General features: G+C 55.7%; 23 protein-coding genes. 16 read left to right on the forward strand and 7 right to left on the reverse strand.

The window, feature by feature from the left end; translation table 11 throughout:
• Positions 1 to 23 precede the first annotated feature (23 nt).
• From G518_RS0101250 to G518_RS41490, 3 genes are all read left to right on the forward strand, one after another.
• Positions 24 to 989: a PDR/VanB family oxidoreductase gene (locus G518_RS0101250; RefSeq protein WP_028600967.1), complete on the forward strand. Its 966-nt coding sequence runs from the start codon at positions 24 to 26 to the stop codon at positions 987 to 989.
• A gap of 117 nt (positions 990 to 1,106) precedes the next feature.
• Complete coding sequence (locus tag G518_RS0101255) at positions 1,107 to 1,544, forward strand: hypothetical protein (protein WP_028600968.1); 438 nt, start codon at positions 1,107 to 1,109, stop codon at positions 1,542 to 1,544.
• Between the two features lie 545 nt (positions 1,545 to 2,089).
• On the forward strand, positions 2,090 to 2,374 hold the full coding sequence (locus tag G518_RS41490) for a helix-turn-helix domain-containing protein (protein ID WP_425414274.1): 285 nt from the start codon (positions 2,090 to 2,092) through the stop codon (positions 2,372 to 2,374).
• A gap of 66 nt (positions 2,375 to 2,440) precedes the next feature.
• Here G518_RS41490 and G518_RS0101265 read toward each other — a convergent pair whose 3' ends face one another.
• From G518_RS0101265 to G518_RS0101275, 3 genes are all read right to left on the reverse strand, one after another.
• Complete coding sequence (locus G518_RS0101265; protein WP_028600969.1) at positions 2,441 to 3,412, reverse strand: Bug family tripartite tricarboxylate transporter substrate binding protein; 972 nt, start codon at positions 3,410 to 3,412, stop codon at positions 2,441 to 2,443.
• Between the two features lie 61 nt (positions 3,413 to 3,473).
• Positions 3,474 to 3,833, reverse strand: coding sequence for a cupin domain-containing protein (locus G518_RS33395; RefSeq protein WP_051235790.1), 360 nt, complete (start codon positions 3,831 to 3,833; stop codon positions 3,474 to 3,476).
• Positions 3,834 to 4,125: 292 nt separating this feature from the next.
• Positions 4,126 to 5,169 carry an alpha/beta fold hydrolase gene (locus G518_RS0101275; protein ID WP_028600970.1) on the reverse strand — a complete coding sequence of 348 codons (1,044 nt, stop codon included), beginning with the start codon at positions 5,167 to 5,169 and terminating at the stop codon, positions 4,126 to 4,128.
• A 71-nt stretch (positions 5,170 to 5,240) separates the two neighbouring features.
• Between G518_RS0101275 and G518_RS0101280 the strand changes: the two genes are divergently transcribed.
• The 7 genes from G518_RS0101280 (at position 5,241) to G518_RS0101315 (ending at position 12,143) form a co-directional block, all read left to right on the forward strand.
• Positions 5,241 to 6,023 carry a hypothetical protein gene (locus tag G518_RS0101280; protein ID WP_156909231.1) on the forward strand — a complete coding sequence of 261 codons (783 nt, stop codon included), beginning with the start codon at positions 5,241 to 5,243 and terminating at the stop codon, positions 6,021 to 6,023.
• A complete protein-coding gene (locus G518_RS0101285; protein WP_028600972.1) occupies positions 6,020 to 6,370 on the forward strand; it encodes a hypothetical protein in 351 nt (116 codons plus the stop codon). The genes G518_RS0101280 and G518_RS0101285 overlap by 4 nt, the downstream gene beginning before the upstream one ends.
• A gap of 59 nt (positions 6,371 to 6,429) precedes the next feature.
• Entirely contained in the window at positions 6,430 to 7,050 is a 621-nt protein-coding gene (locus G518_RS0101290) for a hypothetical protein (protein WP_156909232.1), read from the forward strand.
• A 414-nt stretch (positions 7,051 to 7,464) separates the two neighbouring features.
• Entirely contained in the window at positions 7,465 to 7,845 is a 381-nt protein-coding gene (locus G518_RS0101300) for a hypothetical protein (protein ID WP_028600975.1), read from the forward strand.
• 108 nt (positions 7,846 to 7,953) lie between these two features.
• Positions 7,954 to 8,496 (forward strand): demethoxyubiquinone hydroxylase family protein, encoded by a 543-nt coding sequence (locus tag G518_RS0101305; protein WP_051235791.1) that lies wholly within the window; start codon positions 7,954 to 7,956, stop codon positions 8,494 to 8,496.
• Between the two features lie 128 nt (positions 8,497 to 8,624).
• A complete protein-coding gene (locus tag G518_RS0101310; protein ID WP_028600977.1) occupies positions 8,625 to 10,829 on the forward strand; it encodes an OsmC domain/YcaO domain-containing protein in 2,205 nt (734 codons plus the stop codon).
• 30 nt (positions 10,830 to 10,859) lie between these two features.
• Complete coding sequence (locus G518_RS0101315; protein WP_169457882.1) at positions 10,860 to 12,143, forward strand: alpha/beta hydrolase family protein; 1,284 nt, start codon at positions 10,860 to 10,862, stop codon at positions 12,141 to 12,143.
• A 122-nt stretch (positions 12,144 to 12,265) separates the two neighbouring features.
• Here the strand turns inward: G518_RS0101315 and G518_RS0101320 are convergent, their stop codons facing one another.
• The 4 genes from G518_RS0101320 to G518_RS0101335 all read right to left on the reverse strand — a co-directional run bounded on the left by G518_RS0101320 (position 12,266) and on the right by G518_RS0101335 (position 17,968).
• Positions 12,266 to 13,243 (reverse strand): Bug family tripartite tricarboxylate transporter substrate binding protein, encoded by a 978-nt coding sequence (locus tag G518_RS0101320; protein ID WP_036593154.1) that lies wholly within the window; start codon positions 13,241 to 13,243, stop codon positions 12,266 to 12,268.
• A gap of 34 nt (positions 13,244 to 13,277) precedes the next feature.
• Positions 13,278 to 15,926 (reverse strand): aconitate hydratase AcnA, encoded by a 2,649-nt coding sequence (gene acnA, locus G518_RS33400; protein WP_084651306.1) that lies wholly within the window; start codon positions 15,924 to 15,926, stop codon positions 13,278 to 13,280.
• A gap of 181 nt (positions 15,927 to 16,107) precedes the next feature.
• Positions 16,108 to 16,989, reverse strand: coding sequence for a LysR family transcriptional regulator (locus tag G518_RS33405; RefSeq protein ID WP_051235794.1), 882 nt, complete (start codon positions 16,987 to 16,989; stop codon positions 16,108 to 16,110).
• Between the two features lie 43 nt (positions 16,990 to 17,032).
• Complete coding sequence (locus G518_RS0101335; protein WP_169457883.1) at positions 17,033 to 17,968, reverse strand: LysR family transcriptional regulator; 936 nt, start codon at positions 17,966 to 17,968, stop codon at positions 17,033 to 17,035.
• A 90-nt stretch (positions 17,969 to 18,058) separates the two neighbouring features.
• Here G518_RS0101335 and G518_RS33410 point away from each other — a divergent pair, with 90 nt between their 5' ends.
• The 6 genes from G518_RS33410 (at position 18,059) to G518_RS0101365 (ending at position 25,112) form a co-directional block, all read left to right on the forward strand.
• A complete protein-coding gene (locus tag G518_RS33410; protein ID WP_036593156.1) occupies positions 18,059 to 19,306 on the forward strand; it encodes an FAD-dependent monooxygenase in 1,248 nt (415 codons plus the stop codon).
• Positions 19,303 to 20,340, forward strand: a complete 1,038-nt coding sequence (locus G518_RS0101345; protein WP_028600981.1) for a cupin domain-containing protein — start codon at positions 19,303 to 19,305, stop codon at positions 20,338 to 20,340. The genes G518_RS33410 and G518_RS0101345 overlap by 4 nt, the downstream gene beginning before the upstream one ends.
• A 25-nt stretch (positions 20,341 to 20,365) precedes the next feature.
• Positions 20,366 to 21,220 carry a fumarylacetoacetate hydrolase family protein gene (locus tag G518_RS0101350; protein ID WP_028600982.1) on the forward strand — a complete coding sequence of 285 codons (855 nt, stop codon included), beginning with the start codon at positions 20,366 to 20,368 and terminating at the stop codon, positions 21,218 to 21,220.
• Between the two features lie 41 nt (positions 21,221 to 21,261).
• Positions 21,262 to 22,263 carry a Bug family tripartite tricarboxylate transporter substrate binding protein gene (locus G518_RS33415; RefSeq protein WP_084651309.1) on the forward strand — a complete coding sequence of 334 codons (1,002 nt, stop codon included), beginning with the start codon at positions 21,262 to 21,264 and terminating at the stop codon, positions 22,261 to 22,263.
• A 148-nt stretch (positions 22,264 to 22,411) separates the two neighbouring features.
• Positions 22,412 to 23,209: a crotonase/enoyl-CoA hydratase family protein gene (locus G518_RS0101360; protein ID WP_051235800.1), complete on the forward strand. Its 798-nt coding sequence runs from the start codon at positions 22,412 to 22,414 to the stop codon at positions 23,207 to 23,209.
• Positions 23,210 to 23,243: 34 nt separating this feature from the next.
• Positions 23,244 to 25,112: a feruloyl-CoA synthase gene (locus G518_RS0101365; protein ID WP_028600984.1), complete on the forward strand. Its 1,869-nt coding sequence runs from the start codon at positions 23,244 to 23,246 to the stop codon at positions 25,110 to 25,112.
• Positions 25,113 to 25,220 lie beyond the last annotated feature (108 nt).

The raw sequence follows: 25,220 nt of genomic DNA on the forward strand, positions 1-25,220 counted from the left end.
TGATCCGTAACCCGTAAAGATCAATGTCTACTTCTTTGATAAAAACTCTCGTCCACCAGATCCGCAGAGAAGCGGAGGGTGTTGTTAGCGTTGAATTGCGTCCTGCCGGAAACGACGCCAGTCTTCCCCGGTTCTCCGCAGGGGCGCACATTGACTTGCATCTGCCCAACGGAATCACGAGAAGCTATTCCCTATGCAATGACCAGAACGAAAGCCATCGGTATGTCGTAGCGGTGGCCAACGACAGAAGTAGCCGAGGCGGATCTAGCTATATCAACAATAACTTGCTGCCTGGCACGGAGCTGACTATTTCGCCTCCCCGAAATAACTTCAGACTCAATGAAGCGGCGGAAAGCTTCGTTCTTGTAGCCGGAGGGATTGGTGTCACGCCGCTGTACTCGATGTTGCGGCGTCTGGTTGAGTTGGAAAAGCAAGTGACCTTCATCTACTGCGCGCGTTCTCGCAAGGAGGCAGCTTTCGCTCCCGAGATTGCCGCACTGGTTCGAGGCAAGGTTGAAGTGCTATGGCACTTTGATGATGAAGTTGGTAGCACCCCTGCGCTGGAGAAATTGTTGGCGAACCGTGATTCCCAAGGCCATCTCTATTGCTGTGGACCAAGCCCTATGTTGGATTCGTTTTTGCTCCGCTGTGGGGAGCTGGGATACCTCAACGCAGCCATTGAACGATTCGCAGCCACGCACACCAACGAGCCAGGTGCAAGCCGCGCCTTTCAACTGGAACTGCGGCGGTCCGGAAAGACCCTTGATGTGCCGGAAGGAAAGACCGTGCTTCGCGTGATGCTGGATGCAGGCGTTGATGTGGATTTCGGATGCGAAGAGGGCGTTTGCGGAGCTTGCGAAACACGCGTTTTTGAAGGCGATATAGACCATCGCGATGATCTGCTTAGCAAAGAAGAAAAGGCGAGCAACAAGACCATGCTGATCTGCGTCTCTGGTTGCAAGTCAGAAAGGCTCGTATTGGACCTATGAATCAGTTTTTCGGCGCTCATCACCCGCAAGCACTCGTTGACGACGAATAAGAGAGCCGGTGATCAGACCAGGTGTTTAGTAACTATTACCCCCGATTTTTCAGCAAGGAGATATCCAATGAGTGCAGTTCCAGAAATCAAGTCGCAGAAAGCAATGAACACAGTAGTTCGTACTGAAGAGTGCGAATGGGAGCCCTGGGCGACCTACGCCACCGGCGCCCCAATGCCAGAAGGCCCCTATGGCGGATGGATGAAGGTCCTGCGCCGTCCGTCTCCTGAATTTCCAGGCTGGACATTCTTGTTCAAGTGGGTTCACGGCTGGCCCGGAAAGACGGTGAAGCACGTGGCGCTTGTTCCAGGTGATGGTGATGAGCACATTTACATGCTGAACCACACCCCCGGAGATTTACCTTACGCCAACATGGAGGGTACCTATACCTACCGCGCTCCGAATGCAAAACACGGCGGCAATTTCAGCAAGGACTTCATGGCCTTGATCTGGTATTCAGGCAGTCCGGACATCATCACCTCGCACAGCTTTGTGGATCAAGATTAAGGTCTTCTTAGGCGGTCCTGCATCATGTCAGGACCGCTGCGCGCGGAAGATCTCAGGACATCTGGCGACACGGTCGAAAACTGGTTGTTAATCGCATAGGCGTGGTGTCAGGGATGATGTTCTTTCCAACATCAGTAGCCAGTGAATACTCGGCACATCACTGCTGGAGTTTGATTCACGTTTTAGAGGGCGTGCTGGTGATACGCGCAAAGGACTGCGTGCTCTTGGCACCACCAGGGTATGCAGCGGTCATACCGGCCGGGACCGTCTTCCAGAGTCAATTGAGCGTGGGTTCTAAAATTTCCTCAGTGCAACTCGAGGTGAGCCCAGGGAAAATCTCCGTAGCTCACGGCCACGTTGTCAAGCTCAGCTCATTGGGTATTGAATTGATAGCGTCTCTTGCCTCAATGTCTCAAACCGCGAAGACGAGTGAGCGCTTCAAACTTCTAACGGAACTCACCATCGACGAAGTTGAACGTCAGCCCTTGGCGCGACTGCACCTCCCAATACCCCTGGACCCGATACTCGCACAGACGTGCTTGGAAATGATTCTGGGTTTCAGCTCTTCAGGTGGCACCGGGAGCTCGGAACCGAAAAGCCGACCTACCCGGGCATGGGTTAAAGCATTCAAGAGTGAAACCAGCCTGAGCTACTCCGCATGGCGGCGTCAAGCCGGCCTTGTGATGAGCGTGCCCCGGATCGTTGCAGGCCATTCAATTGGCCAGGTTGCAATGGAACAGGGCTACCGGTCGATAAGCGCCTTCTCTGCGAGCTTCCGAAAACTTGTAGGCGTTCCCCCAAGTTTGATTTTCAGAGCCCCAACAAACTGATCGCCGTTTGGGGGCTTGCTTTCAGCATTCGCCGAAAGCAAGCCCCGAACGGCTTCGATGAGTGAATCAGTCGATTTTTATCTTTGCAGTTTTGAACAACTCGCTCATGCGACCTGACTCATCTTTTAGAACGTTCGCCAGCTCAACAGAACCAGCCCCTGACGGGGTCATCCCCAAACCCTGCAGCTGCTTCTGAACGTCTGGACGCCTGATGACATTCCCCAGCTCAGAGCTGATGCGAGCAATGACTTCGTCAGGTATACCGCTTCGACCCAGTACGGCGATGGTCACGGAATAGTCGTAGCTTGCGATCGTCTCGCCAAGTGCGGGTATTCCTGGTGTTGTAGCGGAACGTTTCCCGGTGCTGACCGCAAGGAGTTTGACCTGACCGGATTTTGCGAACCCGGCGACATTGGAATGGGCTGTAAAAACCATGTCTACTTGTCCCGCCACCAGCGCAGTCACAGAAGGTGCACTACCTTTGTAAGGGATATGCGTCATTGGAAGCTTCAAGGAGATGCCCATGGCTTCGCCGGCCAAGTGATGGATGGTCCCCTGCCCAGATGAGCCGTAACTGACGCCGCCAGGTTTTGCCTTGGCGTAAGCTGCGAATTCGTCAAAGCTTGTTGCCGGAGTCTGCTGGTTGATCGCCAAGTACAGGGGCGAGTTTCCGACGAGGGATACTGGGACCAGATCTTTCTTGGGATCAAACGACAAGGATCTTGGAAGCAAGGGCCCCACAGTCAGCATGGCTGTGTCAGTCAGCAAGAATGTGTACCCGTCAGCTGGTGAGGTCAGAAGGGATGCCGCGGCCACGCTACCCATGGCACCAGGCTTGTTATCGACCGTGACTGACTGATTGATGTTTTCCCCGAGGCGCTGGGCAAGAATTCGGGCCACTACATCCGGAAGACCTCCTGGTGTGTAGGGAACGATGAAACGGATCGGACGGTTTGGATAGGACTGCGCTTGGGCATTCCATGAAACCAGGCACGCAGCTACCAGGGCAAGTGAACGAAAAAGAGGCTTCGAAGACATGGTGAATTCCAGTGAGTTTGAGAAGAGATTCCCCAGGGAATCGCCGACCTTGTAGTGACGTTCAAGCGCGGGTGCGAGGTGGGTCGTACACGGCGATGATCTTCATGTCCGTACCGCCCAGGTTCCGCAAAGAGTGCTTCATCCCGGCCTTGACTTTTGCGTAGCTGCCCGGGCTGACCTGCCACGTCTGACCATCAATCATGAGCTCACCGGTGCCCTCGACAAACCAGAGAAGGTGATTCCATTTCTCGATATGAACCACTGAGTGGTCATCGGGTCCGAGGCGGACGTACTCGCAGCTGAATGCACTTGTGTAGCTTGGGTCGTCCCCAACGATTTTTATGAACTCAAACCCTCTTGCGCCTGGGAGCTCAGTCTCGTCGCGCCATGTGTGGTCATTTACGTTGTGAACCAAATCCATCGAGTTTCTCCTGATCGTTTACTGGACATACGTGGGATGAGGGCAATGTAAAGGTGGGCATTAACAGGGTCAAATTGCAAATTTGGAGTCTCGGCATTGATTTGTGTGATGACCCTGTGAATGCACCATGAGGGGATGGCCATGGGCGAGGAGCACCTTCAAACGGTGCATGATTGCCAGTGCAATGCCTAGCAATGGTGCATGTAAAAAAGGGCCGCTAGTACTAGCGACCCAATCCACGCCTATGCAGTGTTGAGCTCCCTATGGGGAGACTGGAGAGTCCATGGAGTGCTCAGGACCAGCCACCCTTGCCGGTTTCCAGCCAACTGACGATGCCGTTGGCCAACTGGTTGCTGTTACTCTCGAGCATCATCATGTGGCCGTTACCAACGACTCCATGCTGCCGGAGTTCAACGAAATCAGCTTTGGCGCCATTCTGATTGAGCCAGTCCACGATGGGCTTGTCGACCGCAACGGTGTGATCGGCGTCATCGGTGCCCATTACAAGGGCAACCTTCTTACCCTTGTAATGTGTGAAGTCCTTCACCACAGGTGCGCTGCCGGCGAAATTGACACGCTCCAGCAGGAGGCGCTGCGGAATGACCGTCAATGTGGCCAGATAGGCGTTCACATACTCCTGCGGAAACCGTGTGCTGGTTCCGATGAGTTTTTTCTTCGCCCATCCGGCTTCTGCAACGAACGCTTGTTTACGGCTGAGTTTCAGCGAGGGGGCTCCCGGAAGGAAACGCACTTCCACATGTTCGGGTGTTTCAGAGATGAATTCGATAGGTGCGCTGATGTTGCCAGGACCGCCGGGTGCAATCGCCACAAGGGATGCAATGCGATCTCCGTAAAGCTCCAGCAGCTTCCAGCCAAACGGACCCGACATGGAGTGCGTCATGACCACGGCGGGACGATCGAGCGATTTCAAAATATTCCCCAAGCCTCGAACCACCATTTCCCCGGTGAGATCTTCAAAAGGGACGTACCCACTGCGCCCGGTCCCGGCCCAATCCGGGACGATGACTTTGTAGCCTTTCGCCGCGAATGCATAGGCCCAACCAGGGCGGCCATCTGCGGTGGTCATGTAGCAGGAGCCGGTGTGCGCTCCACCATGGATCATGATGACAGGGGGCTTATTGGATGGCGTTGTTGGCTCGATTACCTCGTAGTAAGTCGAAGGATCGCTCACGAAGCCGGTGCTGTGGCGGACATTGAGAGGCTTAACCTTCGCTGCATTCGTTGCCGCTCCTGCTGTGGATGGCAAACAGGCGGCTGCCGCAGCAGAGGCAGTGGCAAGAAAAACTCTGCGGGACGATTTCGAGCTCATGGTCATCTAAAAACTCCTGTCGGTTTTTTTGTTTGGTCCCCGTGAGGCGACCCGTCGACGTGACGTGGCGCCAATGTATGGCTGCGGTTTTGTACGGTCAAATCTCAAATTCTGAGGTCCGTCATTCACTTGCTGGATGTCTCAACGCGTTCACTCGGAGTGCTCTACTTTGGTTGGAGACGTTCCTGGAGTTAAATATTTCAGGACTGCTGCACTGCACAGGCGCAACTTATGATGTTGGAAGCTTGCCGCCGATACCGGGAACGGCGACCATCAATATCCAGAGAAGCAGCTACAACATGACCGGTGATCATTCAATGCGAACATTTTTCTCCAGCGTCATTCTTTGCCTGATAACCACCTTTGCGCACGGAGCTGAAGGCGAGGAATTGCGTTCGTTCACGAACGTGAATGTCGGTAAAGTCAGCTTGACGGCGCCCAAAGATTGGAAGCCTGTCGAGCGCCATCGCATCAATTTTGGAACCACCTTCTACCGCCTCCAGCCACCCACAGCAGGTGAGTTCGATTTCGAAATCCTGGTCAACGATCTCGCCCACATGGAGATGGAAGCGCTGATCGACAAGGATCTGGAGCTCTACATTCAGAGCAACATGGCCCGCGCGGCACCGCAATCGGTCGAAGGCAAGGTAAGTGCTGTTCGCTTTGGCCGGCAGCGTGATGGTGCTTATGCACGCCTGACAGATAAGACTCCAAAGCCAGGGGAGTTCACGCTGTATACCCAAGGCGTGCGCTTGCAGGGCAAAAAGGTCGTGTTGTTCACGCTCTATTCGAATGACAAAGATGGTGCGGTTCTACAGAAAGCCTTGTCTATTGTCGACAGCCTGAAGTTCGAACAGTGAAGCTTGCGTTTGATTCCCGGTCAACCTTCATCGCAGGGGTGCTTGCGTTGCTGTTCTTTCTTGCTGCAAGCGCACTTTCAGCCACGCGAATTGGTATAGCAGGTGTTTGTTTGATCAGTTTCGTACTGGGCTGGCTCATGAACCCGTCGTTTGCCGTTTACTTGGGCGGAATCTTTGCCGCCTTCGGAGTTGCTAGCGGGATTGGACTGTTGTTCGGTGAATCTGTGTCATCCGCCATGGTCATAGTGCCAATTTTTGCCGGGCTGTTGCTTTTATATGCCGGGGTGGCATTTTTTGTTGGTCGATTCACCGCCATGTTTTGGTACCGTACAAGCAAGAAGGATTGAACGGTTTGGTTTAGGGCGTGTTAACACTTCCTAGTTTGGTGAATTTCAAGGATTGCGATATGAGATTGCTTGCGGCGTCAGCCATTTCGGTTTTGTTGGTGACGGCAGGGGCAGCCTATGCCGATTGCGTCACCGAGTTCACGGAGGCGAACAAAACCAAGCTTGAAGCCGGCCCATATCGCTTGATCATGCGCAACCAGACTACGAACGAGGTTGGCGGAAAAAAATATGCCGGAAAGCCAACCAGCCAGACTTATGAATTCGCTCCGCCTGACGCGGTTCATCTGAACGACAAGTCACCGCTCGGCGATACGGAAGCGATCTACATGGGCAAGACAGGATGGACGAAAGAGAAGGGCGACTGGAAATCCGTTCCGGCCGCTGAAATGAGCACCTTGATCGAGCGTGGCCTGTACGGGACGTATTTCAACGCCCCCAAGCCCAATAGCCTGGTTTGCCATGGCGTGTCCGTTAACAGCGGTTTGAGGGTGCGCTCCTATAGCTACGCCATCCCCGTCGAAGATATCGTTCCGCGCGAACTGGCCATCACAGCCTATTTCAGTGCCGACTCCGGGCTTCCGCTTGCGGCTGTGGTTGAGACCATGGTCGTCAAAACCTTTCATCGCACAGAGATGGCGGTTGAGTTCGATCGCGCCATCAAGATCCAGCGCCCCAACTAGCACTGCTGAGGGGGTCTCCGGCTATCAAGAGTCTGTATGCAAATTACATGCAAATCTTGCAATGAACGTTTCACGGCGGATATCGATCAGGAACGCTTTGTTGAGGAGTCACGCGCCAAGGGAATGAAGCTACTCATGCTGAACTGCAATCGGTGCGGGCTCACATTTCCATTTCGGTTTGAGGCTCAGAATGGGCCCGCTGCAAGTGAAGCGAATTACAGATGTCCCACGGCGGCATGCGCTGGCTACGCCGTGAGGATAAGTGATGTGACCGATTTCGAGTATGGATGCGGAGAGTGCGGAGTCGTATGGGCTACGCAAGCCGACCTCGATCGAAGCATTCGCCAGGCCACTTAAAATTTCCACCTGTCATTGCCGAGTTCGCTCGTTGATGTAATAGACGTACACACAAGAATGTTCGAGTTCATCTTCCAAATCATCGGGGAAATACTTATCCAGGCAATTGGTGAAGCGCTTTTCGAACTTGGGCTTCACTCTTTGGCAGAGCCGTTTCGCAAACCGCCCAACCCATGGTTAGCTGCGCTGGGGTATGCATTGTTTGGAGCGGCTGCGGGTGGAATAAGTGTTGCGTTGTTCCCATCCCATTTCGTGGTCGGCGAGACTTTGCGTCTGGTGAACCTTGTGGTTACGCCGGTCGTTGTGGGGTTGCTCATGTGCCTCATGGGTGCTTGGCGGGCAAAACGAGGGCAGGCCGTGCTGCGTATAGACCGGTTCAGCTACGGGTTCCTTTTTGCATTTTTTCTGGCGCTGGTTCGGTTTGGGTTTGCCAAATGAAGGCAAGCTGCTCAAGCTGGGTTGCGGAACGCGTCGACGACATTTCTCGCTAACCCTCTCCTTGAGTGGAAGGTCTCAAGCCGCCACTCATATCGAAGACCAGGCCTCATGGAGTCCGCCATTCCAGCCAACCAAGTTCACGAATTTGCGTCTCGCGTTCTCAAGGTTAACCACGCAGGTGAAAACGGGGCTGTCAACATCTACGCGGGGCAAATTTTCTTCGCCCGAATCACAGCGCCGAAGATGGTTGCAGAATTGGTCGAGTTCAAGTCACATGAAGAGAGACACCGTGCGGTCTTCTGGGCGGAACTTCAGCGGCGTCACCAACCTCGATGCCGCAGCTATTTGCTTTGCGGCATTGGCGGCTTCACGCTCGGCTTGGTCACGGGAGCCTTTGGTCGTAGAGCCATTGCCGCAACCACGGTGGCAGTTGAGCGAGTGGTTCTTTGTCACCTTGAGCAACAGCTCGATCAGTTAGCTGGGAAAGACGAAGCGGCGGTCAAGGCCATCGAGTCAATTGTTGAGGAGGAACGGCAGCACCACGATCAGTCGGCTTCTCACATTGCAACTGGCCAATTCTGGCCAAGGGTCCTATCACCCATAGTTACAGCATCCACGGAGGCGGTGATATGGATTGGCATGCGCGCCTGAGGTACTGACCCAGAGCGCTGCATGGCGTGGCGGGTGCCTGTAGCAAGGCCATTTCTCGCTGAAGAGAATTTGCACGGGATATCCAGGATAATCCTGGGGAAATAATTTGGGCTTCGCTTGGAGTTTTTATGGAAATCAAGGTCAATTTTCTCGATAAGCTCCGGCTAGAAGCTAAGTTCGATGACTTCACAGTGGTGGCTGATCAGCCGATTCGCTATAAGGGTGATGGCTCGGCGCCAGGACCGTTTGATTATTTTCTGGCTTCTTCAGCTTTGTGTGCGGCTTATTTTGTGAAGCTGTATTGCGCAACTAGAAATATTCCAACAGAAAATATTCGGCTATCGCAAAACAATATTGTTGACCCTGAAGACAGGTATCAGCAAATATTCAAAATTCAGGTGGAGTTGCCGGAAGATATATCTGCGAAAGATCGTCAAGGAATATTGCGCTCCATTGAGCGCTGCACGGTCAAGAAGGTTGTGCAGGCCGGGCCTGAGTTTGTCATTGAAGAAGTTAAAAATCTGGATGCAGATGCCCAGGCGCTCCTGACGTTGAATCCGGATTCTGATGCGAGTACCTATATAGCCGGCAAGGATCTGCCATTGGAGCAGACCATTGCCAACATGTCAGGAGTGTTGGCGGGCTTGGGCATCAAGATAGAGATTGCATCGTGGCGCAACATTATTCCTAATGTGTGGTCCCTGCATATCCGTGATGCGCATTCGCCCATGTGTTTCACCAACGGCAAGGGTTCCACAAAGGAAAGCGCGCTGGCCTCGGCCTTGGGTGAGTACATCGAACGGCTCAGTTGCAACCATTTCTATGCAGGTCAGTTTTGGGGTGAAGACATCGCGGCAGCACCCTTTGTGCACTACCCCAACGAGCGCTGGTTCAAGCCCGGTCCTGAAGATGCATTACCAGCAGAAATTCTCGACGAATACTGCCTGGAGATTTTTAACCCTGATGATGAGTTGCGCGCCTCGCACCTCTACGACACCAATTCAGGTAACGTGAAGCGCGGCATATGTTCGCTGCCGTTTGTGCGTCATTCAGACGGCCAGACCGTCTACTTTCCGACCAATCTTGTTGAAAACCTCTATGTCAGCAACGGCATGAGCGCAGGCAATACGCTGGCTGAAGCTCAGGTGCAATGCCTGTCCGAGATCTTTGAGCGTGCGGTCAAGCGGGACATTCTGAACTCTGAAATGGCTCTGCCCGATGTGCCAGAACAGGTGTTGGCAAGATACCCCGGCATTCTGGCCGGCATCAAGGGCCTGGAAGAGCAGGGCTTTCCCGTGCTGGTGAAGGATGCGTCATTGGGTGGGAAGTACCCCGTGATGTGCGTCACCTTGATGAATCCTCGCACTGGCGGAGTATTTGCCTCTTTTGGGGCTCATCCCAAGCTGGAGGTCGCACTGGAACGCAGTCTTACGGAGTTGCTGCAAGGTCGTAGCTTTGAGGGGTTGAACGATTTGCCACGGCCCACCTTCAACAGCAACGCCGTAACTGAGCCCAACAACTTCGTTGAACACTTCATTGATTCCAGCGGCATAGTCTCCTGGCGTTTCTTCAGCGCCAAGTCTGATTTCTATTTTGTGGATTGGGATTTTTCCGGAAAAGGCGAAAGCTCGAATGCTGACGAAGCTGCTGGCTTGTTCGGCATTCTTGATGAAATGGGGAAAACCGCGTACATGGCCGTGTATGACCAGCTGGGCGCAACGGCCTGCAGGATCTTGGTTCCGGGTTATTCAGAAGTCTATCCAGTGGAAGATCTGGTCTGGGATAACACCAACAAGGCTTTGCTATTTCGTGATGACATCCTGAATTTGCACCGCCTCAAAAACCCTGGTTTGAAGTCGCTACTTAAGCGGCTGGAGAACAATGAGTTGGATGATTATGGAGACATAGCCACACTGATTGGCATTGAGTTTGACGAGAACACGCCCTGGGGCCAATTGACAGTTCTGGAGCTGAAACTGCTGATTAATCTGGTGTTGAAGCGATTTGAAGAAGCGCAAGAACTTGTCGAAGCTTTCCTGCAGTACAACGACAACACGGTCGAGCGCGGCTTGTTTTATCAAGCCCTGAATGCTGTTCTGGAAGTGCAACTGGATGATGGCCTGGAACTGGACGATTACGAGGTCAACTTTCGGAGGATGTTCGGCAACCCGTGCATGGACGCAGTGCTGGGTTCGGTAGCTGGGTCCGTGCGCTTCTTCGGGCTCACACCAACCAGCACGAAGCTGGAGGGCCTCGACAGGCATCACCGCTTGATGGATAGCTATAAGAAGCTGCACGCGGCACGGGCTCGCGCTGTAGCTGTATCCGGCTAGTCAGACGCCAGTCAAACATCCATCTTGATGATGAATGCTTTAAGGTTTTTGCGCATCTTCCGGGTGCTGATCGTTGTTTGCGGCTCCATGATGGCCGGGATGTCTCCCCCCGCCGTTTGGGCTAACGATACGCAGGCTGCATCGTCCCCAAATCCCGAGCGCCTGCTTTCCGGCGAACGGCGTGGTCCGAGTCCAGTTGGCACGTTTGAGGCGCTGTGGGTCAATGAGGGCATTGACGATCCAAGCACCTTGATATCGGGTGATGCCCGCAAGCTGATGGTTCAGGTTTGGTATCCCGCAACTGCTCCAGAAAATCCGCGCAGAGCGCCTTACGCGATCAGTCCCCAGCTTTATGCTCCTGAGCACTGGGTGCACAAGCTGGCGCATGTGCGAACGCAAGCTTTTCTGGAGGCCCCGCTGGTTGGTGGCACTGAACGTTTACCGGTTTTGATCTACAACCACGGAGGTGCTCATACGCATTTCAGCGCGACTTTTCAGACAGAGTTTCTCGCCAGCCACGGCTACGTCGTGGTGTCCATTGGGCACTCTGGTGCCAACGCCATTCGCCGCTTTCCCGATGGATCATCGTATGTGAATGACGGCAAGAAATGGGCTGGCAGAGTGCCAGAAGGCGAAACGCTCTCTCGCCGAGAGCAGCTTGAAAAAATGTTGGCTACGGCCGATGTCAGCCTGTACGTGAACGACATCAGCTTTGTGCTTGATCGTTTGACTCAGCTCGACAAAGACCCTGGCAGCCGTTTTCACGGTCGCCTGGATCTTGACCGAGTGGGTTCTTTGGGCTGGTCGCTTGGTGGCTTCACTTCCCTGCAAGCCTCTCGGGATGAACGCCGTATCAAGGCTGCGGCAAACCTTGACGGTTGGCCGCACGGGTTGCTGGGTCCGAAGGGCGTGGTCACTTTGGGCAGCAATCGGCCGGTTCTTCTGATGTTTGCCGGAGAAAGGCAAGTATCGCAAGGGAAGGGCACGAACGTCGAAGCGGACGCCGCCCGAGTCGAGATGAGCCATGCGGCCAACTTGCATTATTGGACCATGCTGCAAAGAAGCACCGCAGACTGGTATCACATCACCATTGACCGCACTGATCACGGCAGCTTTTCCGACACCAGCCTATTCAAGCCGCACGATCCGCACATGCTGAATCCGCGCACGGCACACGGCATCATCAATGCCTACGTGCTGGAGTTTCTCGATCAGTACGTCAAGGGCAAAGCGGGTGATGCCCCGCTGTTGACGGGCAAGATGACCTACCCGGAGGCCGCTGTGTTGCGGCGAAAGCCGGCCAAAGCTCCGTAACTCTGCCAATAAACCCAAATCAAAGCCCGGCCTGCCAAGGCGCATTAGGTTTGAGCTTGGTGTTGTGAGAGGGGCCGCCGCGGGGGGGCCGCTCATCTGAAGCTTCTAGCTCCTCGGTCCAATCAGTTCACGTTGATGTTGCGCTGTTTGACTACAGCACTCCACTTCGCCATTTCCTTTTGAATCAACTCGGAAAACTGTGCTGTGGAAATTCCTGAGCCGCCAACAAACCCATCGTTTTTCATGCGCTCCTGGACTGCGGGGGCATTCAGTGCGGCAACCACCTCAGCGCGCAAGCGATCAACCACCGCTTTTGGTGTGCCAGCAGGTGCAAACAGTCCAAACCATGTGTTGGCTTCGAAGCCCGGCAAGGTCTGGTTTATCAATGGAACGTTGGGCAGGGAATCGATTGGCGTTGTGCCGCCAAGGCCCAGCGCTTTGAGCTTGCCGGCCTTGATCATTGCTAGGTAGGTTGGCGTGGTACCGAATGACAGCATGACGTTCCCGGCCACCAGGTCGTTGTTGCCGACGCCCGCTCCCTTATAGGGAATTAGCTGGAGGTCGATGTTTGCGGCTTGTTCAAGCAGTGCCGCCGCCAAATGGGACATCTGGCCTCCTGAGATAGCCACAGGGATGGTTCCTGGCTTTTGCTTGGCCAAATCAATCAGTTCCTTCACATTGTTCGCCGGCAGCGAAGGGTGAGCCACCAACAGGTTGGGAGAGCTGGCAAGGATGGTCACAGGAACAAAGTCTTTCACCGGATCGAATGGAACTTTGTATATCGAGGGGTTGATGACAAAGCCGTTGTTGATCATCAACAAGGTGTAGCCGTCTGGTGAGGCTTTGGCAACCGCTTCGCTGCCGATCAGGCCGCCAGCGCCAGGGCGGTTATCAACGACGATAGAAGTCTTCATTGATTGCGACATCTGATGGGCCACTGTGCGGGCTATCGCATCAGAGCCGCCGCCTGGGGGTACCGGCACGATGAGACGAATGGGCTTGCTGGGGTACTGGTCTGTTTGCGCATGCGCGGCAAAACTTACCAGTGATAGGGCTGCGGCCACAGCGGTGAACGCTCTACGGATCAAGGGGCGGGTCATTGTTGTCTCCTGTTGGTATAGGTGCTAGATGAGATCAGCGTTGCTGTCGTGAGAACATTTGTCGCAGCACGTAGGGTGTGATGCCTCCGTGCAGGTAGTACGAAACCTCAATGGGGGTGTCCAGACGAAGCACCAGCGGAGCAGAGGCTGTTCGGCCGTCTTCGTATCGGATGTTAAGCAGCGCGGCTTGGCGCGGGCTCAGGCTTTCCAAGCCAAGCAGGTCAAATGTCTCGTTGCCGGTCAGCCCGAGGGATTCGGCGCTGTGCCCTTCTGCGAACTCCAACGGCATCACGCCCATCAACACCAGGTTCAGCCGATGGATACGTTCAAAGCTGCTCACAATGACGGCTGCTACGTGCAGCAGTTTGGTGCCCTTGGCTGCCCAATCTCGCGCAGACCCGGTGCCATATTCCTGGCCGCCAAACACGAACGCTGGAGTACCACTCTCGTGGTAGGCCATCGCGGCGTCAAAGATGGAGGTCACGGAGCGCGTTGGTTGCAGCACCGTGTAGCCGCCTTCCTGGAACGATCCATCAGCCCGTCGCGGTACGACCAGGTTCTTTATGCGAGCGTGGGCGAACGTCCCCCGAATCATGACCTCATGATTGCCTCTGCGCGCTCCGTATCCGTTGAAATCATGCTGCGTGATTCCCAGGGATTGCAGGTAAGTGCCCGCTGCTGAAGCGGAAGGGATTGAGCCCGCCGGACTGATATGGTCCGTGGTCAGCGAATGACCAAAGATGCCGAGTGCGCGCGCACCGGCAAGTGGTGCACGCTTGGGAGGTTCGGTATCGAAGTCATCGAAGAATGGTGGTCGTACGATGTAGTGGGATTCTGGCCATTGGTAAATGTCCCCCTCGGGAGCTTTAATGTCAGCCCATGGCCCAACCTTCTCGGCAGTGAGTGTGTAGGCGTCGAGGAACATCTCCGGTGAGACCATTGAGCGAATCACCCGGTCAATCTCCTCGTCGCTGGGCCAAAGCTCGCGCAAATACACAGGTTTACCAGTGGGCGAGTGCGCAACCGGCTGAGTGGTCAGGTCGATGTCCATGCGCCCGGCAAGTGCGAACGCAACAACCAGAGGAGGTGAAGCCAAATAGTTGGCTCGAATACTTGCGTGGATACGGCCTTCAAAATTCCGATTTCCGGAGAGAACAGAGCACGCGACGATGTCGTTATCTGCGACAAACGTCTCGATTGACGCAGGCAGGGGGCCCGAGTTTCCAATGCAGGTCGTGCATCCATAAGCAACCACAGCGAAACCCAGTTTCTCCAACGATGCAAGAAGCTTGGCCTTCTCCAGTAGCGCTGTGACGACCCGCGATCCCGGAGCCATTGACGTCTTGACATGCTTGGGAACATTCAAGCCGAGTGAGGTTGCATTTCGGGCGAGCAAACCTGCGGCCACCATCACTGTCAGGTTGGATGTGTTGGTGCAGGAGGTGATTGCCGCGAGCAGCAGATCTCCATGATGAAGTTCGGGTGCCCCATCGGGCAATATCCTCGATGAGCTCGCCGATTCCACCCAGCCTTTGGGGCGGTTACCGGCGGGGAGGGGGTTAAGTTCTTGCAAAAATGCAGCGAACCCTTCTGGCAACCTGCTCAGCTCGATCCGGTCCTGGGGGCGGCGAGGACCTGCAACGCTGGGCACGACCGCGCTCAAGTCGATACGCACTACCCGTGTGTAGTCGATCTGTTCGGCGGACGGAATACCGAGCAAGCCTTGTTGCATCAAGTAGGCCTGCACATGTTCAGTAGCGCGCCCGGTGTCCGCGTAGTAGCTAAGGGTTTTTTCGTCCGGGGGAAAGAAGCCTATGAATGCACCGTACTCTGGCGCCATGTTGGCGATGGTGGCACGTGTAGGCACTGACAGCCCAGCGGCTCCCTTTCCAATGAATTCGACGAAGTCACCAACCACTTTCTCCTTGCGAAGCCTCTCGGTGATCGCCAGGACCGCATCGGTGGATGTGACTCCAGGGCGCAACTCGCCGCAGAGCTCCACGCCGACCACGTTGGGTGTCAGCAGGAAGATGGGTTGGCCGAGCATGCCTGCTTCGGCCTCAATACCGCCGACGCCCCAGCCCAGGATGCCCAGGCCGTTGATCATGGTGGTGTGTGAGTCGGGGCAGACGACGGAGTCAGGGTGATAGATGCCATTGGTGCAAGAGACTCCTGTGGCGAGACGTTCCAGGTTGACTTGATGGCAGATGCCAATTCCTGGCGCGACCACGTTGACTCCGCGAAACGCACGCTCGCCCCACTTCAAGAACATGAAGCGCTCGGCATTGCGCTCGAATTCAGTGGACATGTTGAGTGCCAGCGCCTGCTTGTTGCCCTGGTGATCAACTTGCACCGAATGGTCTACGACCAGGTCCACAGGAACCTGCGGCTCTATAAGCGAGGCAGGCCAACCGTTGGCCTGAGCGGTATCCCGCATGGCTGCCAAATCTGCGATCAACGGAACGCCGTTGAGATCCTGCAACAAGATCCTTGCCGGGACAAACGGTAGCTCTTGGGTTCGCGCGCCAGTGGGTGTCCAGCCACACAACGCACGGACATGCTCGGGAAGCACACGAATGCCGTCGCAGTGGCGTAGCATGGTCTCAAGCAGCATTCGAAGTGACACCGGCAAGCGTTCAATATGGCCCAGCCCCTGGTCCTGAAGCGCTGCCAGGAGATGCATCTGACCTCCGGGCTCGGTTCCGGGGACCGAGAGCGGCCGAAGTGTGTTGAACGGGTCTACGAGCCGTTCGAGAGGACTCGTGGGTAGTTTTTGTTGGGTAGTCACACTACGAGAATAGTCCTCCACTCAAAGGAAATCTATTACGAATATTTGGGGTGATACTAAAGAAAAATTATGGATTTCAGCGTTTGGTCAGCTTTCTCAGCTCCACCAAAAAGTCCTCTGTGGCGCGCGATCGCACCTGACCGTAGGGCGTCACGGCAACCACCACGAGTTGCTGCTTCGGACGCAGGGGGCGCGCAACCAGTCCGGCCGGGCGCATGGCAGCAAAGTAAAACGGCTCGACAATCCCAATGCCGGCGCCGCACTGCACCAATCGAATAGCGGTTAGCGTCTGCCCAACCTGCACGCCGATGTTGGGTACATGGCCCGAGCCGGAAAAGAGACGGTCTACCTTGCCGCGCAGGTTGTCCTGCGGGTCGTAGGTAACCAAGGATTCATGGGCCAAATCGGCAGGTGAAATCGTCTTTTTGCTTGCGAGGGGGTGCGCTTCAGGGAGCACACACATGAGCTCACCGGTAGTCACCTGTTCCACTTCTACCCCGTCGTGAGCCACCGGGCCATAGCAGACACCCACATCGAACTCGCGCGCAGCTACTCGGGCAATGAGTTCTGGAGTTTGGAGGGCTTGAAGCGTCACACAGACTTCAGGGCTTGCGCTTCGAATATGTGCGATGGCGTTCACCAGATGGCCCGTAGCCAGTGCCAATGTGCCTGCAACGGCAAGTTCGCCGCTTCGACCAGACGCCAGCGCCTTCGCGCGACGCGTGACGTGCTCGACACCGAGAAACACGGCGCGGATATCGGGAAACAAGCGCTCCACCTCAGGTGTGGGTTTCAGGCGTCCTCCAGCTCTTACGAACAGCGCGACGCCGAGCTGCGCTTCGCAATGCTGAAGTATGGTGCTGACCGAAGGCTGGGACACGTGCAGCAGCCTGGCTGCTTGCGTGATGGATCCCGTCTGGAGGATCGCGTGGAGAACTTCAAGTTGTCGGAGCTTCATAAGTTGCGGTTAGTTCGAGGATGAGGCCAAAACACTGAACGCTTCATGAAATCTCGTCTTGTTTGTTGAACAACTCGTGCATCGTTTCGCGAAACCATTTGCTCGCCGCATCATCGTGGAAGCGCTTATGCCAGTGCTGCCGTAAGCGAAACGTCGGTGACTTGAACGGCAGTGGATGTACTTCCAAGTCCTGCGACTTGTGGAAGAGCTGAACCACTTCCCGGGGCACGATAGCAATAAGGTCGGTTTGCGAAACAATCTCAAGAAGGCTCATGAAGCGCGAGACCTTGAGCGGAACGTAACGCTCAAGCTTGCGTTCCGCCATATGTCGCAAAATGATCTCGCCGCTGCGGCCCGGTGTTGCGACATCCACCTGTGGCGCGCTCAGAAAGCGGCTCATGGTGAGTTTGCCGTTGACGTGAGGATGGCCGGATCTGCTGATCACCACGAAGTGACTGGTGAAAAGTGCTTGCTGGATGAAGTCGGCGCCGATCAGATCGGGGTAGTGGCCCATCGCCAGATCGATTTCTCCGGATGCCAATTGTTGTTCCAGAGCTTCGGGCGTGGGAGAGGCCACGCGCACCCGCAACCGAGGGCCAAACTTTTGGAGCGCCCCCACGATGCGGGGTACGAAGAAGGCTTCACCCACGTCACTTGTGGCAATGCAGAACTCCCGTTGAGACTTCGTGGGATCGAAGTTTGACGAACTCAAGAGGTCGGTGCGGATGCGCATCAGGACGTCGCGCACGGTGTCCTCCATAGCGAGAGCGCGCGGCGTGGGCTCCATACCCGAACTCACATGGACGAACAGTGGGTCCTCGAAGGCGAGGCGCATGCGCCGCAAGGCATAGCTTGCGGCGGGTTGACTCAGACCCAACTCTTTCCCGGCTGCCGTGACATTTCGGTGGCGCAGCAATGCCTCGAAGACGACCAGGAGGTTGAGGTCGAGTTGCCTGTTATCTATTATTTGGATCGTCACTATAAGCTCCATGTAATTGACGAATGATCCAGCAAACTTGATCATCAGGCAACCAGTTTCCCGCTGCGTATATCAACAAACGGAGATTCCTTGAAAGCCGCGAAAGACAAACCAGTGATCGTTGCCGGTGGTGGCCTAGGTGGGCTCAGCGTGGCCCTCGCCCTGGGCCAGGCCGGGCATTGCGTTCAGGTACTTGAGCAAGCGCCAGAGATCGCACCGATCGGCTATGGCATCCAGTTGGGGCCCAACGTGCTGAAAGCTTTCAGCCAACTCGGGCTGGCTTCCATCGTCAAGGCAGCATGTGATTACCCGCAGTCTCTGGTGATGCCAGACGCTGAAAGCGGCGACGTGCTGCTGCGCATCCCGCTAAACGGAGAGGCGTACATCCAGCGATTTGGTGAGCCCTACATTGTCATCCACCGTTCGGCGATCCACGACATCCTGCTCGAAGCCTGCAGCAGACAAGAAGGAGTTGAGTTGATAGTCAACTCGCAGGTCGACAATTTCCGTGACGAAGGCGAAGACGGGGTGTCCGTTACAACCACAGATGGGCGGCGATTCGAGGGCAGTGCACTGATCGGTGCGGATGGCGTCAAGAGTCGCATCCGCGCGTTGATTCAAGGTGAGACAGCCCCTCGCGATACAGGCTACGTAGCGCACCGTACGGTGATGCCGATGTCGCAAACGCCTGCTGGCCTGCCGCACTTGCAAGATGTGGTGTTGTGGTCTGGACCGGGTTACCACGTGGTGCACTACCCACTTAATCAAGGAACAGTGTTCAATGCGGTCGCTGTTTTTCGAAATCCTGCGCCAGGGGTAGAAGACCCAAAACAGTATGTCGCCCAAGTCCAGCAGGTTTATGGCGCAGCACATCCTTCGCTGAAGAAGGTGATTGAGCTGATGGACTTGCAAAAGCGATGGCCATTAGCAGACCGCGATCCATTCCGCACGTGGAGTTGCGGGCGCGTCACGCTGCTAGGCGATGCCGTTCATCCGACTTTACAGTCGTATGGGCAAGGTGCCGGGATGGCCGTTGAGGATGCTGTTTGCTTGGCCGGATTGGTGAACGACAGCGGCGGTGATTTTGAGAAGGCCTTTGCGGAGTACCCGAAGCGAAGGCTCGTTCGTAGCGCGCGCATTCAGCTTGGTTCACGCCACCTTTGGGAGTTCTACCACGCTGAAGGCATTGCCCGGGAAGTACGCAATGCCGAACTGAAAGAGCGCACGGATCAGAGCTTCTACGACTGTCTATCCTGGATCTGGGATGGTGATCCGATGTCAGGAATGCCCTTGACTGTGCAGAAGTCTGATGGCCGTTCGGCGGAGGCTCTTGCATGACGACCACCGGCATTGCACCTGACCGCTTCAGACAGCAGTTGTCGGCGCTGAATGCGGCACCGCTCTGGGATGTGCTGGCCACCCTGGTTCCTCCGCAACCCCGGAGCAACGCAGTGCCAAATGTATGGCGCTGGGCTCAGTTGCGGCCACAGCTATTGGCTGCTGGTGAACTCATCAGTGCCGAAGAAGCGGAACGCCGGGTTCTGATGTTGTGCAACCCCGGAATTGTTGGGCGCCGTCAGGTCACTGACACGCTTTATGCCGGACTGCAACTTATTCATCCAGGTGAGTCAGCCAGAGCCCACCGGCACAGTCAGTCAGCACTGAGGTTTGTTCTGGAAGGCGAGGGCGGCTTCACCTCTGTCGATGGCCTGCGCGCCGATATGCGACGGGGGGACTTCATCGTGACGCCCTCCTGGAAATGGCACGATCACGGTAACGATGGCGATGGTCCGGTCATGTGGCTGGATGGACTGGACGTACCACTGGTCAGTTTTTTGCAGGCAGGGTTTCGGGAAGAGCACGAAGCCGTTCGATTTCCCGCTCGCGGTAGTGCCGAGCAGGTGTTCCACCGCTACGGCAACGGGCTGCTTCCGCTGGAGCGCCGAGATGCGGGCTCAACTTCTCCCATCTTTAGCTATCCCTACGAGCGCACGCGCGAATCGTTGGAGCAACTGGTCAGCGCGGGGGAAATTGATGAGTACCGAGGAGCGGTGGTGCGTTATGCCAATCCGCTGAATGGCGATTGGGCAATGCCTTCAATCGGGGCATGGATGCAATGTTTACCGAAGCGCTGGAAGCCGCTCCATACACGTTCTACCGATAGCGTTGTGCTGACTGTTGTCGAGGGAACGCCCACCATCGAAATTGATGGTGAGGTGCCGGTCTTGCTTCAACCCAACGATGTTTTTGTGGTGCCTGGATGGCGGCGCTGGCGAGCTCTCGCAGGAGACACAGAGGATGCGGTGATATTCGCGTACTCGGACCGCCCCGTGCATGAGAAGCTAGGTTTGTATCGCGAACAACTCGGATAAATAATTTAGAAAAGGAACTTGGTTCATGAAAGTCTGTCGTTTCAATGAAAACCGCATCGGTATTATTAAAGACAACGAGGTCTATGACATTACGCCGCTGTTTGATCGCTTCGGAAAGCCCGGTTGGCCTTACCCTGCGTATGACTGGATCATTGGGAATTTTGGTGAAATTCGCAATGAGATTGATGGATTTTTGCCTTCAGTTAAGGCACTTGCCTTGGCCGATGTCACATTACGCGCGCCGGTAGCAAATCCTGGGAAAATCATTGGCGCGCCGGTGAATTACAAGGATCATATCGATGAAGCGAATATAGATAAGCAGATCAACCACGGTAAGCAATACACCTCCATGGATAAGTTGGGGTTGTTCATTAAAGCTCCAACTTCGCTGTTGGGGCCAGATGGTGTGGTGCAAATTCCGTTCGCCGATAGAAGAACAGACCATGAGGTCGAGCTGGGTGTCATCATTGGAAAGCAATGCCGCAGGGTTTCTCGTGACCAAGCGCTTGACTACGTTTTTGGGTATTGCATTGCACTTGACATGACGGTGCGTGGTCCTGAGTTTCCGGGATTTAGAAAGTCAGCAGATACATTCGGGGTAATAGGCCCCTGGATCACGACTGCTGACGAAATTCAAGATCCTAATGCCTTGGATTTTTCGATTTCAGTTAACGGTGAAGTTCGGCAAAAATCAAATACAAGTTATCTGATTTTCAATGTTCAACATTTGATTGAATACGCGTCAGCAATGTATACGCTGATGCCTGGAGATGTCATCATGACGGGCACCCCAGCTGGAGTGAGTCCGGTGCAGCCGGGTGACCGTATGTTGTCCGTTATTCAGGGGCTGGGGGAAATGTCGATCGACATTGCAAATTAATAAATAATCGATAAATTTTCTGAGCTTCAGGAGACAATGTAATGAATCGATCAAATCAAAAACAGCACGTAATTCGGCGTCGGGTTGTACTATCCGCCGCACTTTCGGCCGCTTTGGGGTCCGCGGGTCTGGTCCACGCAAATACGAAGTACCCGTCGGGGCCAATCAGCGTTGTTGTGGGGGGGCCACCAGGCAGTTTGTCGGATACCTTGTCGCGCTTTTTTGCCCTGAAGCTCAGTGAAGCCTTATCAGAGAAGGTGTTTGTAGAAAACAAGCCAGGAGCGAATGGCATGTTGGCTGCAGGCGCAGTGGCCAAAGCGGCGCCAGATGGCCGTTCACTGTTCTTGACTCCGGACACCGTGATGGTGGTTAATCAGTTTGTCTACCAACGGTCTCCGTACAACGTGGAGACGGATTTCCAGCCAATTGCACTATTGGGGAAGGTGTCGGTCGTGCTGGTCACGCACCCGAAGAGCGGGATCAAAACCCTGGACCAGTTGGTTCAGCGGGCCAAGTCCAAGCCCCAATCCGTAACCTATGCGTCTGGTGGCTCCGCGCACCCAACGCATTTGATCATGGCCATGACCGCTAATCGTCTAGGTTTGCAGATGACCCATGTGCCTTACAAGGGCACATCCCCGGGCCTGCAAGGAGTGATGGCGGGTGATGTCGATGCCATGGTGATTGGTTCCGCCGAAGCAGTGCCTCTCATCGAAAGCGGGCGCTTGGTATTGCTTGCCGCCAGTGGACCTGGAGCGAAGGAGCGCTTCCCCACAGTTCCTTTGCTGAGGGATGCGCACCGTGACCTTGACTTGACATCGTGGTTTGCGATTTTTGGCCCGGCTGGTCTTCCGCCCGAAACTGTGAGCACCTTGAACACCGAGTTGAATAAAGTTCTTCGCTCTCCGGAGGCTAAAGCGCGGTTGGCAGAGTTTCACATGTTGCCATTGCCTGGTGCTCCAGATGAGGTGCAAAAAATGATGCAAGCCGAGCGACTCAAGTACCGCGAACTTGTAGAGGCCATTGGCTTGAAAGTGGATTGAGTAATCGTTTTGAGTATCCGTTTGGTATGAATGGATGGCTGCCTTTTCTCTGAACGAACCGTTTTCTTCTCGTCTGGTGAAGATGTTGTATTGAAGTTCTGATATCAAAATGTCTTTGATTTTTTTCTAGAAATGAACAAGAGACTCAATGAGCCAACCGCCCACATCAAACAGTAAAGACAAGCTCGTTCACTTCGATATGCGGGGCTCAGTTGCGGTCATTCGTCTGAGCCGGCCAGCCAAGCGTAACGCGTTGAGCGACAAGCTCATCTTCGCTCTGCGCGACGTTTTCCAGAATCTACCGGCCGAAGCGCGCGCCGCCGTCATCCACGGCGAAGGCGAACATTTCTGTGCCGGCCTGGATTTATCTGAACTGCAGGAACGCGATGCAGGAGCAGGCGTACACCACTCACGCTCGTGGCATAACGCGCTAACCCAGGTGCAGGAAGGCCCGGTGCCGGTGATCGCCGCGTTGCACGGTGCGGTGGTGGGCGGGGGCTTGGAGTTGGCCAGTGCCTGCCACATCCGCGTGGCCGACGAGACCACATTTTTTGCACTCCCTGAAGGCACTCGTGGCATCTTTGTGGGTGGCGGCGGCTCGGTGCGCATCCCCAAGCTGATCGGTGTGGCGCGCATGACCGACATGATGCTGACCGGCCGTGTCTACAACGCTGCGGACGGCGAGCGTGTGGGCTTGGCGCAGTACCTTGTGCCCGCGGGCACGGCGCTGGACAAGGCACTGGCGCTGGCCACGCAAATTGCCACCAACGCGCCATTGACAAACTACGCGCTGATGCACGCACTGCCGCGCATCGCCGAGCAGTCTGCTGACCACGGCTTCTTTACTGAAGCGCTGATGGCCTCCATTGCCCAGGCCACACCTGAAGCCAAGGAGCGCGTGCGCGCATTCCTGGAAGGCAAGGCCGCCAAGGTGCAGAAGGGATGAAGCCGGGTCAACGTAGAAAATTCCAGGAGACAAGATGAGCACTCCCGCCTTCCGACCGATGGCCTTTGGTGTAACCACCGCCGTGTTGCGCGACGGCCCCAATGGCACGCACTACCTGCGCGCTGACCAAGAACTGCAGCCCTATAAAAATCGCCTGACAGACCTCCTGCGCCATTGGGCCGAAACCGTCCCCGACCGTACCTGGATGGCACGTCGTCAGCCTATCGTGGGTGTTGACGGCAAACCCGCACTGGGTGAGTGGCGCCACATCAGCTACGCAGAGGCATGGGCTACAGCACGCCGCATTGCTCAAGGCCTGATCAACCGAGGGCTCAGCGCTGAGCGCCCGGTGGCCATATTGTCTGAAAACAGCCTTGAGCATGCGCTTTTGGCTTTGGGTTGCATGGTGGCGGGTGTTCCTCATGTGCCTGCTTCCCCCGCGTATTCGCTGATCAGCACCGATTACGAAAAGCTCAAGCACGTGCTGCGCACCACCACACCCGGGATGCTGTTTGCCAGTGACGCCACTCTCTATGGCAAGGCCCTGCACGCCGTCGCCAGTGATGGTGTGGAAATCGTGTTGGCACAAGGCCGCCTTGAAGGTTTGGATAGCACCAGCTTCGCCGAACTGGCCGGAACGCCGGAAACGCCCGACGTGGATGCGGCCATCTCCGCTACAGGGCTGGACACCATCACCAAGTTTCTCTTTACCAGCGGGTCCACGAAACTGCCGAAGGCTGTCATCAACACGCAGCGTATGTGGTGTGCCAATCAGCAGCAGGCAGCGCAATCCATGCCCGTTGTGGCAGAGCAACCCCTGGTGCTGTTGGACTGGCTGCCCTGGAATCACACTTTCGGGGGCAACCACAACTTCGGAATGGTGATCTACCAAGGCGGTACGTTGTACATCGACGATGGCAAACCTACGCCTGCACTGATGCACGAGACCTTGCGCAACCTGCGCGAGATTGCGCCAACCGTGTACTTCAACGTGCCCATAGGCTTTGAGGCCATCGCCAATGCGATGAAGACCGACGACTTGCTGCGCAAGACGCTGCTGTCACGTGTGAAGATGTTTTTCTACGCCGGAGCGGCGCTGGCGCAGCCCGTGTGGGACAGCCTGTACGAGAGTGAGGAGCGTGAGATTGGCCAGCGCGTCGTCATGGCGTCCGGGCTGGGCATGACGGAGTCTGCACCGTTTGGCCTGTTTGTGACCAGCCCCAATGTGAGGGCGGGTGATTTGGGTTTACCCACTCCGGGGTTGGAGCTCAAGCTAGTAGATGTGGATGGCAAGACCGAGGTGCGCTTTCGCGGTCCCAACATCACCCCAGGTTACTGGCGCGCACCCCAGGAAACCGCGGATGCCTTCGACGAGGAGGGCTTCTTCAAGACGGGTGATGCAGTGAAGTGGATCGATGAGACCGATGTCCATCTCGGGTTGAAGTTCGACGGGCGCATCGCCGAGGACTTCAAGCTTGCTACCGGCACTTTCGTGAGCGTGGGCCCTATGCGCGCAAGGATCATTGCCGCAGGCGCTCCCTACATCCAGGACGTGGTGCTGACTGGCCTGAACTTGAAGGAGGTGGGTGCCATGGTTTTTCCTACGCCCAAGGTGCGCGAGCTGGCAGGTCTGCCAGCGGATGCGTCCTTCCACGATGTATTGGAGAGCGCACCAGTGCTGGCCTACTTCCAGAACCTGGCTAACGAGCTTGCCAAGACAGCGACAGGCAGCGCCAACCGAATCGCGCGCCTATGCCTGTTGGCCGATCTGCCCACTATCGACCGTGGCGAGATCACCGACAAGGGCTCTATTAACCAGCGCGCGGTGCTTACACACCGGGCTGATACCGTGGCCGCTCTGCACGAGGACCGGTTGCACCACATCGTCAAGCCTCAGCACTGATTTTCCCCTGCCGGCTTCGGCGTCAAGCAGGTGTCATGTGGTCACAAGGGCTTGGCCCCACGGTAACTATGACGCTAACACTCATGTTGGCAGGAATCGACCAGGTTC

Source organism: Ottowia thiooxydans DSM 14619 (assembly GCF_000422885.1).
Taxonomy (GTDB): Bacteria; Pseudomonadota; Gammaproteobacteria; order Burkholderiales; family Burkholderiaceae_C; genus Ottowia; species Ottowia thiooxydans.